At 58.8% G+C, this 15,892-nt stretch carries 7 protein-coding genes and 1 other RNA gene; 4 read left to right on the plus strand and 4 right to left on the minus strand.

All coding sequences use genetic code 11. The features are described from left to right. Positions 1-67 precede the first annotated feature (67 nt). From HMPREF1556_RS05085 to HMPREF1556_RS05095, 4 genes are all read right to left on the minus strand, one after another. A complete protein-coding gene (locus tag HMPREF1556_RS05085) occupies positions 68-2,677 on the minus strand; it encodes a glycoside hydrolase family 2 protein (protein ID WP_021667256.1) in 2,610 nt (869 codons plus the stop codon). 129 nt (positions 2,678-2,806) lie between these two features. Beyond that, positions 2,807-3,217, minus strand: a transfer-messenger RNA (tmRNA) gene (gene ssrA, locus HMPREF1556_RS08610). Positions 3,218-3,492: 275 nt separating this feature from the next. Then, a complete protein-coding gene (locus HMPREF1556_RS05090; RefSeq protein WP_021667258.1) occupies positions 3,493-9,282 on the minus strand; it encodes an MG2 domain-containing protein in 5,790 nt (1,929 codons plus the stop codon). Between the two features lie 84 nt (positions 9,283-9,366). Then, positions 9,367-10,428, minus strand: a complete 1,062-nt coding sequence (locus HMPREF1556_RS05095; RefSeq protein ID WP_021667259.1) for a hypothetical protein — start codon at positions 10,426-10,428, stop codon at positions 9,367-9,369. Positions 10,429-10,774: 346 nt separating this feature from the next. Here HMPREF1556_RS05095 and hflX point away from each other — a divergent pair, with 346 nt between their 5' ends. Genes hflX through HMPREF1556_RS05115 form a run of 4 tightly spaced genes read left to right on the plus strand, consistent with a single transcriptional unit; the run spans position 10,775 to position 15,749 of the window. Next, positions 10,775-12,004, plus strand: a complete 1,230-nt coding sequence (gene hflX, locus HMPREF1556_RS05100) for a GTPase HflX (protein WP_021667262.1) — start codon at positions 10,775-10,777, stop codon at positions 12,002-12,004. 30 nt (positions 12,005-12,034) lie between these two features. Then, positions 12,035-13,156, plus strand: a complete 1,122-nt coding sequence (locus HMPREF1556_RS05105; RefSeq protein WP_044125274.1) for a ferrochelatase — start codon at positions 12,035-12,037, stop codon at positions 13,154-13,156. A 6-nt stretch (positions 13,157-13,162) separates the two neighbouring features. Further along, a complete protein-coding gene (locus HMPREF1556_RS05110) occupies positions 13,163-15,235 on the plus strand; it encodes an alpha-L-fucosidase (protein ID WP_021667265.1) in 2,073 nt (690 codons plus the stop codon). Between the two features lie 10 nt (positions 15,236-15,245). Beyond that, positions 15,246-15,749, plus strand: coding sequence for a low molecular weight protein-tyrosine-phosphatase (locus HMPREF1556_RS05115; protein ID WP_021667266.1), 504 nt, complete (start codon positions 15,246-15,248; stop codon positions 15,747-15,749). Positions 15,750-15,892: the final 143 nt, after the last annotated feature.

A 15,892-nucleotide genomic window follows, 5' to 3' on the forward strand; every position in this document is an offset into this window, starting at 1 on the left:
CAGTAGGTTTTTTCGGCGACCTACCGTAGGTTACTTTTTCCCTCCCTTGTGGAGGGTATTCCTTCGCCTAGGGATGGTAGTTGATGGCACGGAGGTAGAGCTTAGGGATGAGCTTGCTGGAGGAAGGGATGCGTCGTGTCGCTTTCACCACGTAGGTCGCACCAGGGAGCACGTCGAAGAAGTTCTCCGACAGATGCCAGCCTTCCTCCTCGAGATCGAGGTAGACATCCTTGAGGAGAAGCCGGCTCTCCAGCGTGATCTGTAGGGTATCACCTACCCAGCCCATCGAGATGGTGGGCTTATCTCCCGAGGCACGGAGATCGGGAAGCTCCAGCTCCTTGGTCTTGACGGCGTAGTCTACATACTGCGAGATGAGCGCTCCCGTCTTCTTGTCCCGTAGCTCGTAGAGGATATAGCTACTACGAGCTTCCTCAGGGCTCTGGATGAGCTGCTCCATAGGTAGGGGAAGGGCGGTGCTTCCCACGGCACCACGGGCGATCGTCTGCTCGGGGAAGACCTGGACACGTAGGATGGCCCCTGAGAACGTACGTACCTCGGCAGAGAGGCGAACTTGTCGATCCTTGGGTAGCGGGTCGTGAGCAATGCGGATCACCCTCTGAGCGGTGTCGGGGACGAGGATGATGGGCTCGAAGGCACGCTTCGCCTCATACTGAAGACCCTTCCACACGCCGTAGTAGTCGATGCTCGACCAAGAGACGGCAGGCCAAGCATCATTGAGCTGCCAGTAGAGGCTACCCATGCAGTAGGGAGCGGCTGCTCGCTGAGCCCGTATGCCAAGGGCAATACCTCGCCCCTGCATCACCTGAGAGAGATAGACGAAGTCCTCGAAGTCTCGGGGCTCGGGATAGTCCTGACGGATGTAGTGAAGGATCACATCATTGCCGATGCTACTCTTCTGATGTCCCTTCATCACTGCACTCTCCAGATCGTAGTCTTCGGGCAGGGCGAAGCGTTGGATACTCGAGAGCATCGGGAAGGACTGCACCCCAAACTCGCTCATGAAGCGAGGCATGCGTTCCCTTAGGATCTCAAAGGGCTCACGGCCGTACCATACGCCCCAGTAGTGGCTCTCTCCAAGGCCGAGTTCCTTCGGACGCCCCCAGTTCACAGTGTCGGGACTACTCTCTATGTAGGAGCGAAGGGGATCCTCCTCTCGGAGGGTCTCGGGTATCAGTTTGCAGAAGAGGGCTTCGTAGTCTCGCCAGAAGCGCTGGTACACTTCGGCGGGGTAGCGCTTAGCCCATCCCCAGTACTTCAGACCCTCACGGATCTCATTATTCCCACACCAAGTGGCGATGCTGGGATGCTGACGAAGGCGACGGATATTGTAGCGGAGTTCGTGCTCGACATTGCGTAGGAAGGCCTCATCACCTGGGTAGGCGGTGCAGGCGAACATGAAGTCCTGCCAGATGAGGATCCCCCGTGCGTCGGCTTCGTCATAGAAGGCGCCTTCCTCGTAGGTGCCGCCGCCCCAGACACGAAGCATGTTGAAGTGCGAACGGGTGATATCCTCGAAGAGTTGCTTGCGATCTCTGTCGGTGCGGGTAGGGAGAAGGAGCGTCCCAGGGATGTAGTTCGCTCCCTTGGCGAAGAAGGGGAGTCCATTGACCTTAAAGAAGAAGCTCCGCCCGTCCTTATCCTCCTCACGCACTAGTTCGATCGTGCGGAAGCCTACGTGGAAGCAAGTCTCGTCGAGTACACGTCCCCGAGCTCCACGACGGAGCTCAAAGCGAGCTTCGTAGCGGTAGGGCTTACCAAGACCATTCGGCCACCATAGCTGGAGCTTGGGGAGGGCGTGGAGTCCGCCCTTCGCAGTAGGCTTCACGAAGTCTGCTAAGGGGGCTACTCGGCTGAATACCTTCTTCCCTCCTGCATCGTATAGGCTGTAGCTGAGGTGAGTCGCTTCAGTCCCCGTGACTGCGCCCTCGGGGAGACGTACCTCGATGGGCAGTCGTCGCTCGGGGTGATAAGTGATGACGGGGCGTTCGGCGAAGTGGGTCGCTCCTCTTAGGAGCAAGCGCACAGGTCGCCAGATACCGATGGTGATCATGCGTTCGCCCCAGTCCCAGCCGTAGTGGTAAGGTGCCTTGCGGGAGAAGACCGAGAGATGCTTCTCGGCGTGATCGTTGTCCGCTGGGTAATTGATGCCTCCTGTAGCGTCGTACAGGGGGAGGGCAGCTTGGAGCGGAGAGCGGAAGCGTACCTCTAGGGTGTTTGATGCCTTCACCCAACGGCGGACATCCACCTCGTGCCCCACGAACATATTCTCCGCCTCGAGGATCTTCGTCCCATTGAGGTAGACGGAGGCATAGGTATCGAGCCCCTCGAAGAGGAGGTGTATCGACGGGCGCTGGAGCTGCTCCGTGGTGAGTGAGAAGGAGCACTGATAGGTCCAGTCACGCTCTCCCACCCACTGGATGGAGTCTTCAGCGAGGCGGAAGTAGGGATCGGGTAGTTTGCCGAGTCGAATGAGGTCCTGCTGGACGACTCCAGGCACGCTAGCGGGATAGACTTCGGTCTTGCCTGGCTCGTGGAAGGTCCAGCCCTTGCTGAGGGTGAGCGTATCAGAGTGCACAGAGGCTCGGGTATCTATAGACTGCATCGAGAGAAGTGCGAGAGCTCCAGCGAGGAGCCCGTGGAGACGTGATCTAAGCATCTTGAGATGGGTGAGTACGAGTGATGCGAGGGGGCGAAGGTGCTCCCTACAGAGCAAAAATACCCTTTATAAGCGAAAGGCGACAGAGCTACTCCTCGGTGGGAGGCTCTGTCGCCTTCTTGCTCTCGGGTGTGGAGATGCGGGGAGTCGAACCCCGGTCCAAACACGGAACTAATCTGCTTTCTACATGTTTATCCTCACTTTAGGTTTTCGTGCATCGCCTGCGACTGAGGCTACCATAGGCAGTGCCTTATCCCTCTAAATACACTCCCAAGCCAAGGGCAAGCGTTGGGCCAGTCTCCGATTTTCCGGCACCACTATGAATCAAGTCGCCTCGGTGAGAACGGCTACCTGAGTGATGTCTCGTCACAACAGTCTGTCGTCGTGATGAAGCGTCGAACCTACTCTATTCGGTTACGCAGCGAGAGCGTAGTTATTTTCGCCAGTTGAATTGTTGCTCTGTGAGATTAGAGTGCTCACAAGCCTTGCACTACATGCTTACAAACCACTTCTTCGTGCTGTCAAAGCCAGGTCATCCCCATACGGTTTGTACTGCAAAGATAGTGAAAAGCCCCGAACACTGAGGCTGAGCGAACTAGCGCTCTCGCTCCGAGGCTCCTTCCCCTCTTCCCGAAGGCCTGCTACACTGCCTCTCGTGGACGGCCTCCGAAGGGCACAAAAACGACCCATGGTAGGTCGTCTTTGCGACCTGCCGTGGATCGGTCAGGCGACCTACAGTAGGTTTTTTCGACGACCTACCGTAGGTTGTTTTTGGGGGCCTCGGAAGGCCCTTGTCTACAGGCGGGGAAGAAGGCTTAGCGGAGGGTCTTGACGGAGACGCTCGATCCTACGGCTGTGTGCGCTGAGAAGTCGGGGGCGTAGCAGGAGACGACCCGAGTGACCGTACCGGTGAATTGCCCTGCCCGTGCCACGTACTGATCGTAGTCGAGCGTGTAGGTACCTCGGTTGAGGTGATCGAAGTAGAAGTTCGTGGCGGTGTCCATCGGTTCGACGTAGTAGCCCGTGCCACCTCCCCAGCTATAGCCCGGGAGTTGCTGTACTGCTTCGCTGTACCCTGGGCGAGGGTCGGAGAGCTTCACAAAGTCGATCGCTCGGTCGAGGGTAAGTGTGATGCGGGTGCGCAGACGGTCACCTACACGCAGTTCGTGCCCTTCGGAGAGGGGAAGGAGTTGCTCTTGGTCTCCTTGCTTCCTGAGGAGGAAGACCTCACGGGTGAGGCGAAGCTGTTTGCCCCGAGCTTCGATGCGTGCTGTGGGAAGGACATAGGTAGCCGTGGCACTTCCCCAGTAGACACCTGCCTCCTGCTGACTCACACGAAGGAGGGTGTCAGGACGGATGCTGGGGGAGAGCGGAAGGGTGAGGTGGATCCGCTCCCCTTCGAGCTGGAGGCTGGGAGCGCCTAGGAGGGGGAGTTCGGCACGAAGGAGGGTTTTACCGGACGCCTTCTGTGGGGAGTCGCCGAGGATAAGGGCGTGGATGGCTTCGGCGGATAGTAGGTCGGAGCTCCAGGCCGTCGTCCTCTTCTGGGCGATGATCCAGCGCTTCATCCCGTCGATATGCTCGGTGTCGAGCGGGCGGAGACGGGAGAAGAGTTCGATCGTCTCCACGAGGGCGGGCAGGCTTCTATCAAGCCACGAATAAGCCTCCGACTGTAGGCGAGCGAAGAAGAGACCCGTCTCGTCCTCCTTGAGATGCTGGCGGAGAGACTCGGCCAGGTCCTTGGCTAATGCTTTGTCCCCTGCTAGCAGGAGGGCAACGGCTGCACGAGGCTTGCTGTCCAGAGGCAAGCGGTGTGCTTCGCTCCGTAGCTGGGTGAGGAAGTAGCGCTCGGCACGCTCGGCCTCGGCGGAGAGGCCCTGAAGCTTCTGCTCCTTCGCTAGCGCCGAGAGATAGAGGTAGTCTAGGTTCGTGTGGGGGATGAAGACCTTCTTTTCCCACTTCGACTTCTGGATCTCGGCCAGGTCCTTCACCGCTTGGGCGTTGAGTGCTCCTATGCCTCGGCGGATCATCGAACTGAGGCGGAGACGGAGGGCTTGCTCTAGCCCTTCGGTAGCGGAGAGACGCAGGAGGATGCGTAGGACGTACTCGGTGGTGTAGAGGCTACCCTTCATGCCAGGGTACCATGACCATAGGTCGTCGGTGCCCTGGAGATCACTGAGGCGCTTGAGGAGTTGGTCTGTGGTGGTGGCTCGGTCGGAAGCGAGGAGGAAGCGTGCGAGCTTCTGCTCTTCTTCCCGCTCATTAGTGAGGGAAGTAGCCCAAGGACTCTGGGAGAGTAGGCTGTCTCGCCCAAGGAGCTTGCCGTAGCTCGAGCTCGTACTCACGGAGTCAGAACCAGCGAGGACTTCCTTAGCCCAGCTCCGTAGCTGAGGATCTTCCGCCAGGCGACGAGCGACCCCTTCGGCATAGAGGGCGGAGGCAGCGGAGAAGGCTGAAGCTTCCTTGCTATAGCCTAGGGTGGGGAGGGCGGTAAGAGCGAGCATCGACGCCCGTCCCTGCAGGGTGAGGGTGAAGCGTCCCGCCTCGGGTCGGGAGCCGTCGGAGGGGAAGAGTGAAGCCAGTGAGATCGTCTCTTCTCCTGCCCGATGTCCCGTGAAGGCCAGAGTCTCCGTGATACGCTCCCGCTCGGAGAGGACGGGTAGGAGATGTTGCTCCCCATCCGAGGAGTGCTCCCCTCGAGCTATGAGGCGAATGCCCACGGACTCCAGCCCTTCGTAGCCTGAGAGGGGCACGGTGACGGGGGATGCTGAATGAGGGGCAACAGTGAAAGCCTCCTCGTGGGTGTAGCGGATCGCCTTCGTCGTGGGGTCAAAGAGTTCGATAGTGAAGTGCCCCCGTTGCTCCTGCTTCGTCTCATTGCGTATCTCGGTGACGAGAAGAGGGCTATCCCCTTCACGAAGGAAGCGAGGGAGGGTGGGGCGGATGCTGAACTCTCGGTAGGTCTCTATGGAGCGGGTCGTCGAGATATGGTCTAGACTCTTATTGTGCGCCATGAGGATGAACCGCCAGCGGGAGAGGCGCTCAGGGGCACGGAAGGTCCAGCTGACACGACCCTTCCCGTCGGTCGTGAGGCGTGGTAGGTAGAAGGCATTCTCTGAGAAGTCCTGGCGGAGCTTGACCTGGGGAGGAGTCTCGTCCGATGAGTCGGAAGCCTCGGCGAAATCAAAGCTTTCCTTTTTTGCTCTAGCGGAGAGAAGTCTAGGGTTCGGCGCTGAACCAGTCACGACCATCATCGTATTTACTCCCGCCACGCTTCCGTAGAGCGAGGATTCGATGTAGAATAGTCCGTCCTCGAGAGCTAGCTCCTCTTCATCCTGACTTCCCTTGTCCTTCGGGAGATAGGGTGATAGGAAGCGCCCTTGTCCCTTATCCTGCTGCCAGAGCTGGAACCATGATGACTGGGGAAGGAGACCACGGGTGCTGAGCGAGAGGTCGCTGGCATAGTTCCCGAGGAGTCCACGGCTCCGGGTGTCAGAGAGACGTAGGGGAGGCTCCCACAGGGCGAGACTACCGAAGGTCTCCAGCGATGCATCGTACATCCAGAGGGCAACTGCCGTGCTGTCGGCCGGCTTACCATCGGGGCGACGGAGGGTGAAGCTCCAGGTCTCCTCTTCTCCGGCACGTAGGCGATCACGGAAGCTCTCCCAAGAGACCTGTAGCTCCTTATGGGGCTGGACACGGCGAAGTGTAGTGGTCTCCTCGAGGAGACGACCGCTCTGGACCGTGTAGAGGCGTAGGGTGACCTCTTCGGGCTCTACCTCGAGCTTTGAGAGATCAATAGGGAGAGACTGGATCACGCCCGCTGATGGACGGAGCATCCCCGAAGCGATAGGTCCGCTCTGACTATAGGCGTGGTAGAAGACATAGGCGTCCTGTAGGCTCGTCGCCCAGTAGACGATGGGTTGCTTCCCACTGCTGTAGGTACCATCGCCTGCGGAGAGTAGGAGGGGTGTACGGAGATCTGCTATCCTCTTGTCTCGGCTTGAGTCGAAGAGATAGAAGGCCGTCTCCCCTTCGTAGGAGAGGGAATCTCTGTAGCGAGTGGAGTAGGAGAGTTCGTAGCGTCCCGAGGGGAAGGAGCGTAGAGCGGAGGCGAGATTGACGGCGCTGTCTATGGGGGTAGTACCCTCAAGCAAGGTCTTCCCCTTCTGCTTGATCTGGTAACTTACTATTTGTGGTTCTGCTCCTTCCTTAAGGCTGGGGCTGGTGAAGGTGAGGGTGGCCTTCCCGCTTTGCTTATCGATGAACTGGGGCAACTTTACCTCTAGTTCCCCGACGGCATGACCCAAGGGGATGCTTAGGTGGGCTTCGTGGGTCTCGCCCGTGACATCCGTAGCCGTCACTGAGAGCGTATAGCGGTACCAAGGGAAGAAGAGCTTCTCTTCTCGCTCTAGAGGCACTCTGGGATCTTGGGGAAGGGGTATAGCGAGCGTGAAGCGACCTGAGGCATCAGTCATCACGACGGAGTCAAGCTGACTCTTCGAAGGGTCTGAGTCAGCGCTCTTCGACTCTAGGCTCCAGAGATGTCGGACCCTCTGTAGCTGGTAGCGGATACGAGCGCCAGCGACGGGGCTCCCACTGAGGGTGCGGACGGAGCCAGTGATGGGTAGGGTGCTCCCGAAGGTAAAGGGCGGTTTGGGAGCGTCGAGCGTCAGTTCGATCTCGGGACGCTTGTACTCGAAGACCGAGAAGGTGAGGAGCTTCGAGCCACTATCTTCCGTAGAGCCTCTGGGGGTCCGTACCTCTAGTAGGGCTGTATACGTACCTGTCAGTCCGCCTGTGGGGAGCTGTAGGTCGGCGGTAAAGCGTCCGTAGCTGTCGGTCTCTACCTCTAAGGTCTTGATGGTGGTGTGGGTCGCATCCTGGATGGTGATCCTTAGGGGAAGATGCGGGGCTACCTTCGCTTCCTCGGCGTGGGGACGTAGGGTGGAGAGGACTCCGTAGAAGTGCACGGTCTGCCCTGGTCGGTAGGCAGGGCGATCGGTGATGAAGTACCCTTCATTGATGTAGAGCGCCTTGAGGTCAAGGAGGCGACTTCTACCCTCGCCTAGGTAGGCATACTCCCGTGCGATGAGGGGATCTTCTGCCGAGGCAAGGAAGTACGAGCGCTCGCCAGAGAGGAGGGGGTAGCGCCCTGTAGCGTCGCTCTTGACCTGGGTGGGGCTAGAGCCCTTCGTCTCATCTCGGTAGACGAGGAAGGAGGTGTCGGAGAGGGGAGCACCCGTGAGGGCGTGGAGCCACTGATGATGCTCCTTGTCGCCCTCGAAGAGCCATAGGTAGACGTAGTTCGTACGCAGGAGGTCATGCGTGTGGGTAAGGCTCTTCGTCGAGGTCTCGGGCGATAGTTCGTAGTCGATGACCACCCTGTAGTTGCCTACGTCGGGCGTGTGGAGGGTGATGGTTTGGTTGGCCCTCCCCTCACCGAGGCTATCGAGGTCGAAGGTGACGACCTGCGTCTCTATGGGCTTCATTCCTGCGGTGATCTTCCACTCCTTCTCCTCTGGGCGACGGATCTTAGGTGCCCTGTAGAGGCGGATGGTGGCACGGGTGACGAGGTAGGGCTTGGATAGGCGGATTGGGATCTCTGTGCTGGCGATGAGTTGCTGGGGCACATGCTCGTCGATCGAGGCACTGCGCTGTTCTTCGATCCAGCTACGTAGGGCACGTCTAGACCCTTCGCTCAGCTTCGTCCCTTCGCTCAGTATGGTCTCGAGGAAGCGAGCCTGACGGAGCTGACGGTAGGGATAGAAGCTATAGAGCCAGAAGGTATAATTATTGAGTTCGGGGTAGCTCCTGTACTTCTGTACGAAGGCGGAGAGTAGACGTGCCTGCTCCTCGGGTTTGATCTTCTTCCTCTGCTCTAAGAGGAGCTGACAGAGGGCTTCCTGCTCTACGAGGCTTCGGAAGTAGACGCTACTTCCCTGCTCAGCTATGGGGATGAGAGCCTTGAGCACTTGGCGCTTGAACTCCCTTCGCTCTGGGGTGGTGATGTCGTGAAAGATCTGGATCAGTTGGGTGCCGAGGGTCTCTTCTCCCGTCACGTTCCCCGAGGTGGAGAAGAGCGCTTTGTAGGGGTGTAAGGGGGTATTCAGGACCTGCCCTTCGGCGAGGATTTGCTTGACCAGTCGGGTGTAGAAGGCTGTGTACTGAGCCTGCTCCCACTTCTCAGGGTCGATGGGGTCGGTCTGGGTGGCGATGACCTCTCCACGGCGGTAGTCGGGATCGTCGTGCTTCTCATAGTAGTCGATGGTATAGAGGGCAAGGGCCACCCGGTCGGCAGGGTTGAGCCAAGGCTTTTGGCTCAGTTCATTGAGGATCTTATAGGCTATCCGAGGGCTCTCGGGGTCAAGGAAGGTTTCCGCCTTCCAGAGGGAATGATAGCCCTGGAGAAGAAGGGAAAGGCTCCTCTTCTTCTCCCCTAGCTGGATGAGGTCACGGGCAGCCTTGATCGCATCCTGAGGGCGGTCCTTCTTGTCACTTTGCTGGAGCTTCATCTGGGCTTGTCTTGGGGTAGTCGTCGCCCGTCGCTGTGCTCCTAGGGGGAGGCTTAGACCGAGGGCAAGGAGCAGGATATATCGGTACATGATCGGGGTGTCAAGGGGGGTGAATGGATCTGCTTCGTCCCAGCAAAGGGAGGGATGAGGAGGGGCTCGGTATCGCCTCCCGTCCTAGTCGGCTCGGATGAGACGGACGGGACGACGGAGGCTAAGATCTGTGCTGGGTGTCCATCGAGGGAGGAAGAGGCTCATCGTCGGCAGGACGAAGGCCTCCGACGTACCACGACCCCAGTAGTCGCCTACTTCGGGCTGTCGGGAGTAGCGCCCGTCGATACCGTGGATAGCGCCGACGATGGGGAGGTCAAGTGTACGGTCTTCCCAGGGGAACTCCGACAGATAGCTTCCGACCCAGGTGGGGAAGATCTGTTCGTCGTGCTGAGGCCCTAGGTAGCGAGCCTTGATGTGGAGCACGGGTACGGGGCGCTGAGCTCTGAGCTCGTAGACGAAGACGCTCAGCTGACTATTGTCCTCGGCATAGGTGCTCCCTCGCTGCTCGCTCCGTGCGAAGCGGATAGCCGTCATGAAGGGTGAGCCTGGCCAGTACTTGAAGGTCGAGCTGTAGATCTTGGCCTTCCCTCCGATGGTCAGCTCTTCGTCGATGGTGAGCGATGTGACTTCTCGCGAGAGGAGTCTCTGGAGCTTGCTGATGGGGATGAGCCCTTCGATCTCTTGCTGAGTAGGGAGGCGATAGGTGTGGCCCTGATAGGAGATCTTCATCTCTGTGGCCTCGTCGTAGGAGAAGAGTCCCGAGGGGATCTTAGGGCTACCCACGAGGCTAGCGCCGTCGCTGGCTACGTTGTGCGGGGCGAAAAGGTGTACAGGCCAAGGCTCTCCGTCGCCCGAGATAGCGATGCGAAACCACAGGTTGTCCTTCGTCTCTGGATGCCTGAAGTGAAGGAGAGCCATCCCCTGCTGCCGGCCATGGACTTCGAAGCCCTGAGGGGTGGCACGTACCTCAGCTACCTGAGGGTGACTATTCTCCAGGAGCTTGTAGCCCGAGTATTTCTCGGCACGGATCGTCACGGTCTCTGAGATTCGGATGGGTTGCTTCTGGAGGAATTGGACGGTCCCGTAGTCATGGGGCTCGGGGCGGGGTGTTTCTTCGGTCTTGCCACAAGCTCCTAGGAGAAGTAGGAGAGCAAGGAGGAGCGAGAGGGGGCGTAGGGCGTTCATCAGGAGGTGAGGGTGAGGTGGCGATTTCTATTAGGTAGGGACAGGGAGGTGTCTTCTTCGGTGTCCCTATGGAGCAAATGTACGAAAGAATGAGCAAAGCTCAAGGCCTCTAAATAAGCGCCTTTAAGCGCCTCTCTGGAGCGGGCTTTGGAGGGGGTAAAAAGGACCCTACGGTAGGTCGCCAAAAAAACCTACTGTAGGTCGCAAGGACGACCTACTGTGGGTCGCATCGACGACCTACCGTAGGTCGCTAAACGGGGGTATCGGGGCGAGCTTGCTCCTTGCTCGGTGGTGCTTCTCCCTCGGTGGTTGATATTCACCACATTATCGTATTTTTGTCTAGATTATGAGAGAGTTTATCATCACTGAAGCCAAGTCCGAGGAAGCCGTCCTCGTAGGGCTCATCACCAAAACTCAGAACGAAGAGCAGGCCAAGGAGTATCTCGACGAACTGGACTTCCTCTCCCGCACCGCCGGTGTCAACCCCGTCAAGCGCTTCATCCAGCGACTGGAGCAGGCGCATTCGGTGACCTTCGTCGGTAAGGGCAAGCTGGAGGAGATCCGTCAGTATGTCGAGGAGCAAGAGATAGGTCTGGTCATCTTCGACGACGAACTTAGTCCGAAGCAGCTACGCAATATCGAGCAGACCCTCAAGGTCAAGATCCTCGACCGTACGAGCCTCATCCTAGATATCTTCGCCTCACGAGCTACCACGGCCTACGCCAAGACGCAGGTCGAGCTAGCGCAGTACCGCTATATGCTCCCCCGTCTTACCCGCCTGTGGACGCACCTAGAGCGTCAGCGTGGGGGTGTAGGGATGCGTGGCCCTGGTGAGACGCAGCTCGAGACCGACCGACGGATCATCCAGGATCGGATCGCCCATCTCAAGGCGGAGCTCAAGGTCATCGATCGTCAGATGTCGATGCAGCGCAAGAATCGTGGGAAGCTCGTGCGTGTCGCCCTCGTCGGCTACACGAATGTCGGGAAGTCGACACTGATGAACGTCCTTGCTAAGAGTGAGGTCTTCGCCGAGAACAAGCTCTTCGCTACCCTCGACACGACCGTGCGCAAGGTCATCGTACACAACCTCCCCTTCCTCCTCTCCGACACCGTGGGCTTCATCCGCAAGCTCCCCACGGAGCTCATCGAGTCCTTCAAGAGTACGCTTGACGAAGTGCGTGAGGCGGATCTCCTCCTGCATGTGGTAGACATCGCCCATCCCAACTTCGAGGAGCACATCGATGTAGTGACCTCTACCCTCCGAGAGATCTCTGCAGGGCAGGAGCAACCGACGATCCTCGTCTTCAACAAGATCGATGCCTTCACCTTCGAAGAGCGGGATGAGGACGACCTCGGCGAACGTACCCGACGCAACATCAGCCGTGAGGAGCTCGAGCAGACCTGGATGGCGAAGCTTGGCGAAGCAGGCTGTATCTTCATCTCTGCTAAGACCGGTGAGGGGATCGACGAACTGAAGCAACTCCTCTACGACCGAGTCAAGGAGATCCACGTCCAGCGCTTCCCCTACAATGACTTCCTCTTCCAGGACTATCATGATCTGCAGGCAGAGGACTAAGTCTGCCGTCTCCACCAGTCTATCTAAGCTATGACCTCAGCTCGCCCCGCCCTCTACGGAGCGCACCATACCTCCCGACGTGCTGTGCTCGTCCTCAACCTCGGTTCGCCCGATTCGCCCGAAGTCAAGGATGTAGCCACCTATCTGCATGACTTCCTCACAGACCGACGTGTCGTGGGTCTTGGTCGGCGCACCAGGCACTTCCTCGTCGATAGGATCATCATCCCTCGCCGTGCCCCACGGTCGGCAGAGAACTACCGCACCATATGGGACGACGAGGAGAAGACCTTCCCGCTCATCGCCCATACAGCATCGATAGCAGACCAACTCTCCCGCCAGCGCCAGTGCCCCGTCGCTGTGGGTATGCGCTATGGCAATCCCTCGACAGCTGAGGCGCTCTGTGCTCTGGCGGCCTTGCCCTCGGTAGAGGAGCTCGTCATCGCTCCCCTCTACCCCCACTATGCACAGAGTAGCTATGAGACGGCTGTCGCCTTCGTCCTGGAGGAGCTAGATCGACTGAAACTTCGCCCGCTGAAGCTCAGTCTCCTACCGGCCTTCTACGACGCTCCGGAGTACCGCTCGGTACTGGCTGATCACGTGCAGGAGCACCTACCCGAGCACTTCGATCGTCTGGTGGTCTCGATGCATGGCATACCTACCTCGCACCTCCATAAGGCCTGTAGAGCCAGGAACGGACATACGAGCCATTGCCTCGATCGCCGTGAGTGGCACGAGACGAGTGGTGAGGGGGATTGCTACCGCCTCCATAGTGAGGCGACCCGCCATGCCTTAGCGGAAGACCTCAGCCTCCCACAGCGACAGGTAGAGCTGGTGTACCAGTCTCGTCTGGGCTTCCACCCGTGGCTCCAGCCCTATATGAGCCGTCGTGTGGGGCAATTTGCCTCCGAGGGTGTAGAGCATCTGGTAGTAGTCTGTCCGGGCTTTGTCTGCGATTGTCTGGAGACGATCCAGGAGATAGATGACTACTACCGAGGACGCTTCCTCTCGACCGGTGGGAAGCAGTTCTCCTACATCCCTTGTCTGAATAGTTCGCCGGCCTTTGTCAGCGCACTGAGCACCCTCATTGATAAGACCTTCGCTGATCCGAGCTGTCGGCTCAGCACACCTATACCCACTAAGTATCAGTACTAATCGTTTATGAAGATCCTACGTACCCTCCTTGCTGGTGGCGCTCTTGCCCTCCTGGGGACTTTGCCCTCCGAGGCACAGTCCAAGGAGCCAGCACCTGTCCTACCTGTGCCGACCAAAGCACAGCAAGCCTGGCACGAACTAGAGACCTATGCTTTCATCCACTTCGGCCTGAATACCTACAACGACCTAGAGTGGGGCTATGGCAATACCCCTGCGAAGACCTTCAACCCACCCATCCTCGATGTCGAGCAGTGGGTCACCACGCTCAAGCGTGCCGGTATGAAGGGGGTCATCCTCACAGCCAAGCATCATGATGGCTTCTGTCTATGGCCAACGGAGACTACCGACTATTCGATCAAGAATAGCCCTTACAAGGGTGGTCAGGGAGACCTCGTCAAGGAGCTCAGCGACGCTTGCCACCGTCATGGCCTACAGTTCGGTCTCTACCTCTCTCCTTGGGACCGCAATAATAAGGACTATGGCTTCCCCGGCTATCAGAAGACCTTCCACCAGCAGATCCAGGAGCTGACCACCCGCTACGGCAAGCTCTTCGAATACTGGTTCGACGGAGCTAATGGCGGTACAGGCTGGTACGGCGGTGCAGACTCTGCCCGTAATATCGACCCTAACTCATACTACCGCTATGAGGAAGCTGCGAAGATGCTTCGACGGAACAACAAGGACATCATGATCTTTGGGGGCACGGTGCCCACCATACGCTGGATCGGCAATGAGTCCGGTTGGGCTGGGGAGACGAACTGGGCAGCCTACGATCCTTCACGAGAGAAGCACTACACCGAAGCCCAGTGGGGTCATCGGGATGCAGGCCAGTGGCTCCCTGGAGAAGTGGACGTAAGTATCCGCCCAGGATGGTTCTATCACCATCGTGAAGACCACCAAGTGCGCTCGGTAGCGAACCTCGTAAACCTCTACTATCAGAGTGTCGGTCGTGGCGCTAATCTCCTACTGAACTGCCCCATCAATCTCGACGGGAAGATCCCCGCTGTCGACTCTACCCGTCTTATCGCTTGGCACGATCATCTGAAGGCGTCCTTCCAGAAGGATCTGCTGAAGGGCATCGTCCCTACAGTGACGAACCAGCGCTCGGGCAAGACCTTCCTCCCCCAGCATCTCACCGATGGCTCCCTGGAGACCTACTGGGCAGGTGCTGATGGTACGAAGACCGCTCAGCTGACCTTCCGCTTCTCCCGTCCTACGGAGCTCAATACCGTAGCCCTGCAGGAGTACATCGCCCTCGGCCAGAGAGTCGAGCGCTTCCGTATCGAGACGGCTGATGCCTCGGGACGCTTCGCTCCTGTCTCGACGACCGATACGCTGACGACCATCGGCTACAAGCGCCTCATCCGCTTTGCACCCGTCAAGACCTCTGCCCTTCGTATCACCATCGAGGAGGCACGTGGCCCTGTCTGCCTGTCCAATATCTCAGCTTATCTCGCCCCCGAAGTGCTGGAGGCGCCCGTCGTACGCCGTGATGCTGAGGATACGGTATCTATCCGTACGCTGGCAGCGAATGCTAAGCTCGAGTATGCCCTCGTCAAGGAAGGGCAAGACCCCAGCCGTGCTGTGTGGGAGCTCTATACCGAGCCCTTCCACGCCCCTGGCGACCACATCACCATCCTAGCGCGCGTCTCTACGCCGATCAATAGGGACAAGCCGATGACGACCTTCCATTCGGGCTATTCGATGAAGGACGTCCATGTGCCGGGACTCAACGAAGAGCAGCGTAAGAGCCTCTTCGACGGCAACGGCTACACGCATGTCGTCCTCGGCTCGGGTGCCCGTTCGCTTGCCCTAGAGTTCGACGCCCCTCGCCTCATCCATCGCCTCGTCTACACCCCTTCGCAGCACCGAGATGTACAGGGGCATATCCAGCGCTACGAGCTCTACCTCGACGGGGAGAAGGTCGCTGAGGGCGAGTTCGCCAATATCCGTAATAACCCCATCCCCGTAGCGATCACCCTCCCCGAAGCGAAGGAGGGGAAGACGCTCCGTCTCGTCGTGACGAAGACCGTGGAGGATGCTAAGGACGTACTCCTCGGAGACCTAGCCGTCGACTAAGAAGTCCCCTATGCGCCAGACTCCCATCCTCCAGCCCGTCAGTGGGCGACCCGTGCGGGTACTCTTCGTCTGCCTTGGTAATATCTGTCGAAGCCCTTCAGCTGAAGGGGTCTTCCGACACCTAGTCTCCGAGGCGGGGCAGGACGAAGCTTTCGAGATCGACTCTGCAGGTATCATCGGGCACCACGAAGGCGAACTGCCCGACGGGCGTATGCGTGCTCATGCCGCTCGCCGAGGCTACGATCTGACCAGCCGCTCCCGTCCCATCCGCTACGAAGATTTCTTCCACTTCGACTACATCATCGGGATGGATGAGTCGAATCGGGAGCGTCTGCTGGAGAAGGCTCCGACGGCCGAACTGGCAGAGAAGGTCTCCCTCCTGACGGACTGGGCGCCCGATGCGGCGAAGGACCATGTCCCCGATCCCTACTACGGCGGGGCAGAGGGCTTCGAGCACGTCCTCGACCTGCTGGAGCACTGCCTCCCCCAGCTACAGCGCCAGATTCACCCCTAGCGGGAGTGAGCCTCTGGGCTTAGCTCAAAACGAACCGAGCGCCCCGAACTTCGACGAGGAAGTTCGGGGCGCTTTTTGCTTGGCTGAATAGGGACCTGAGAAGAGGGGTGCTGGAGGGGGTAAAAAGCGACCTACGGTAGGTC

This window comes from Porphyromonas sp. oral taxon 278 str. W7784 (assembly GCF_000467855.2).
Classification (GTDB): Bacteria; Bacteroidota; Bacteroidia; order Bacteroidales; family Porphyromonadaceae; genus Porphyromonas.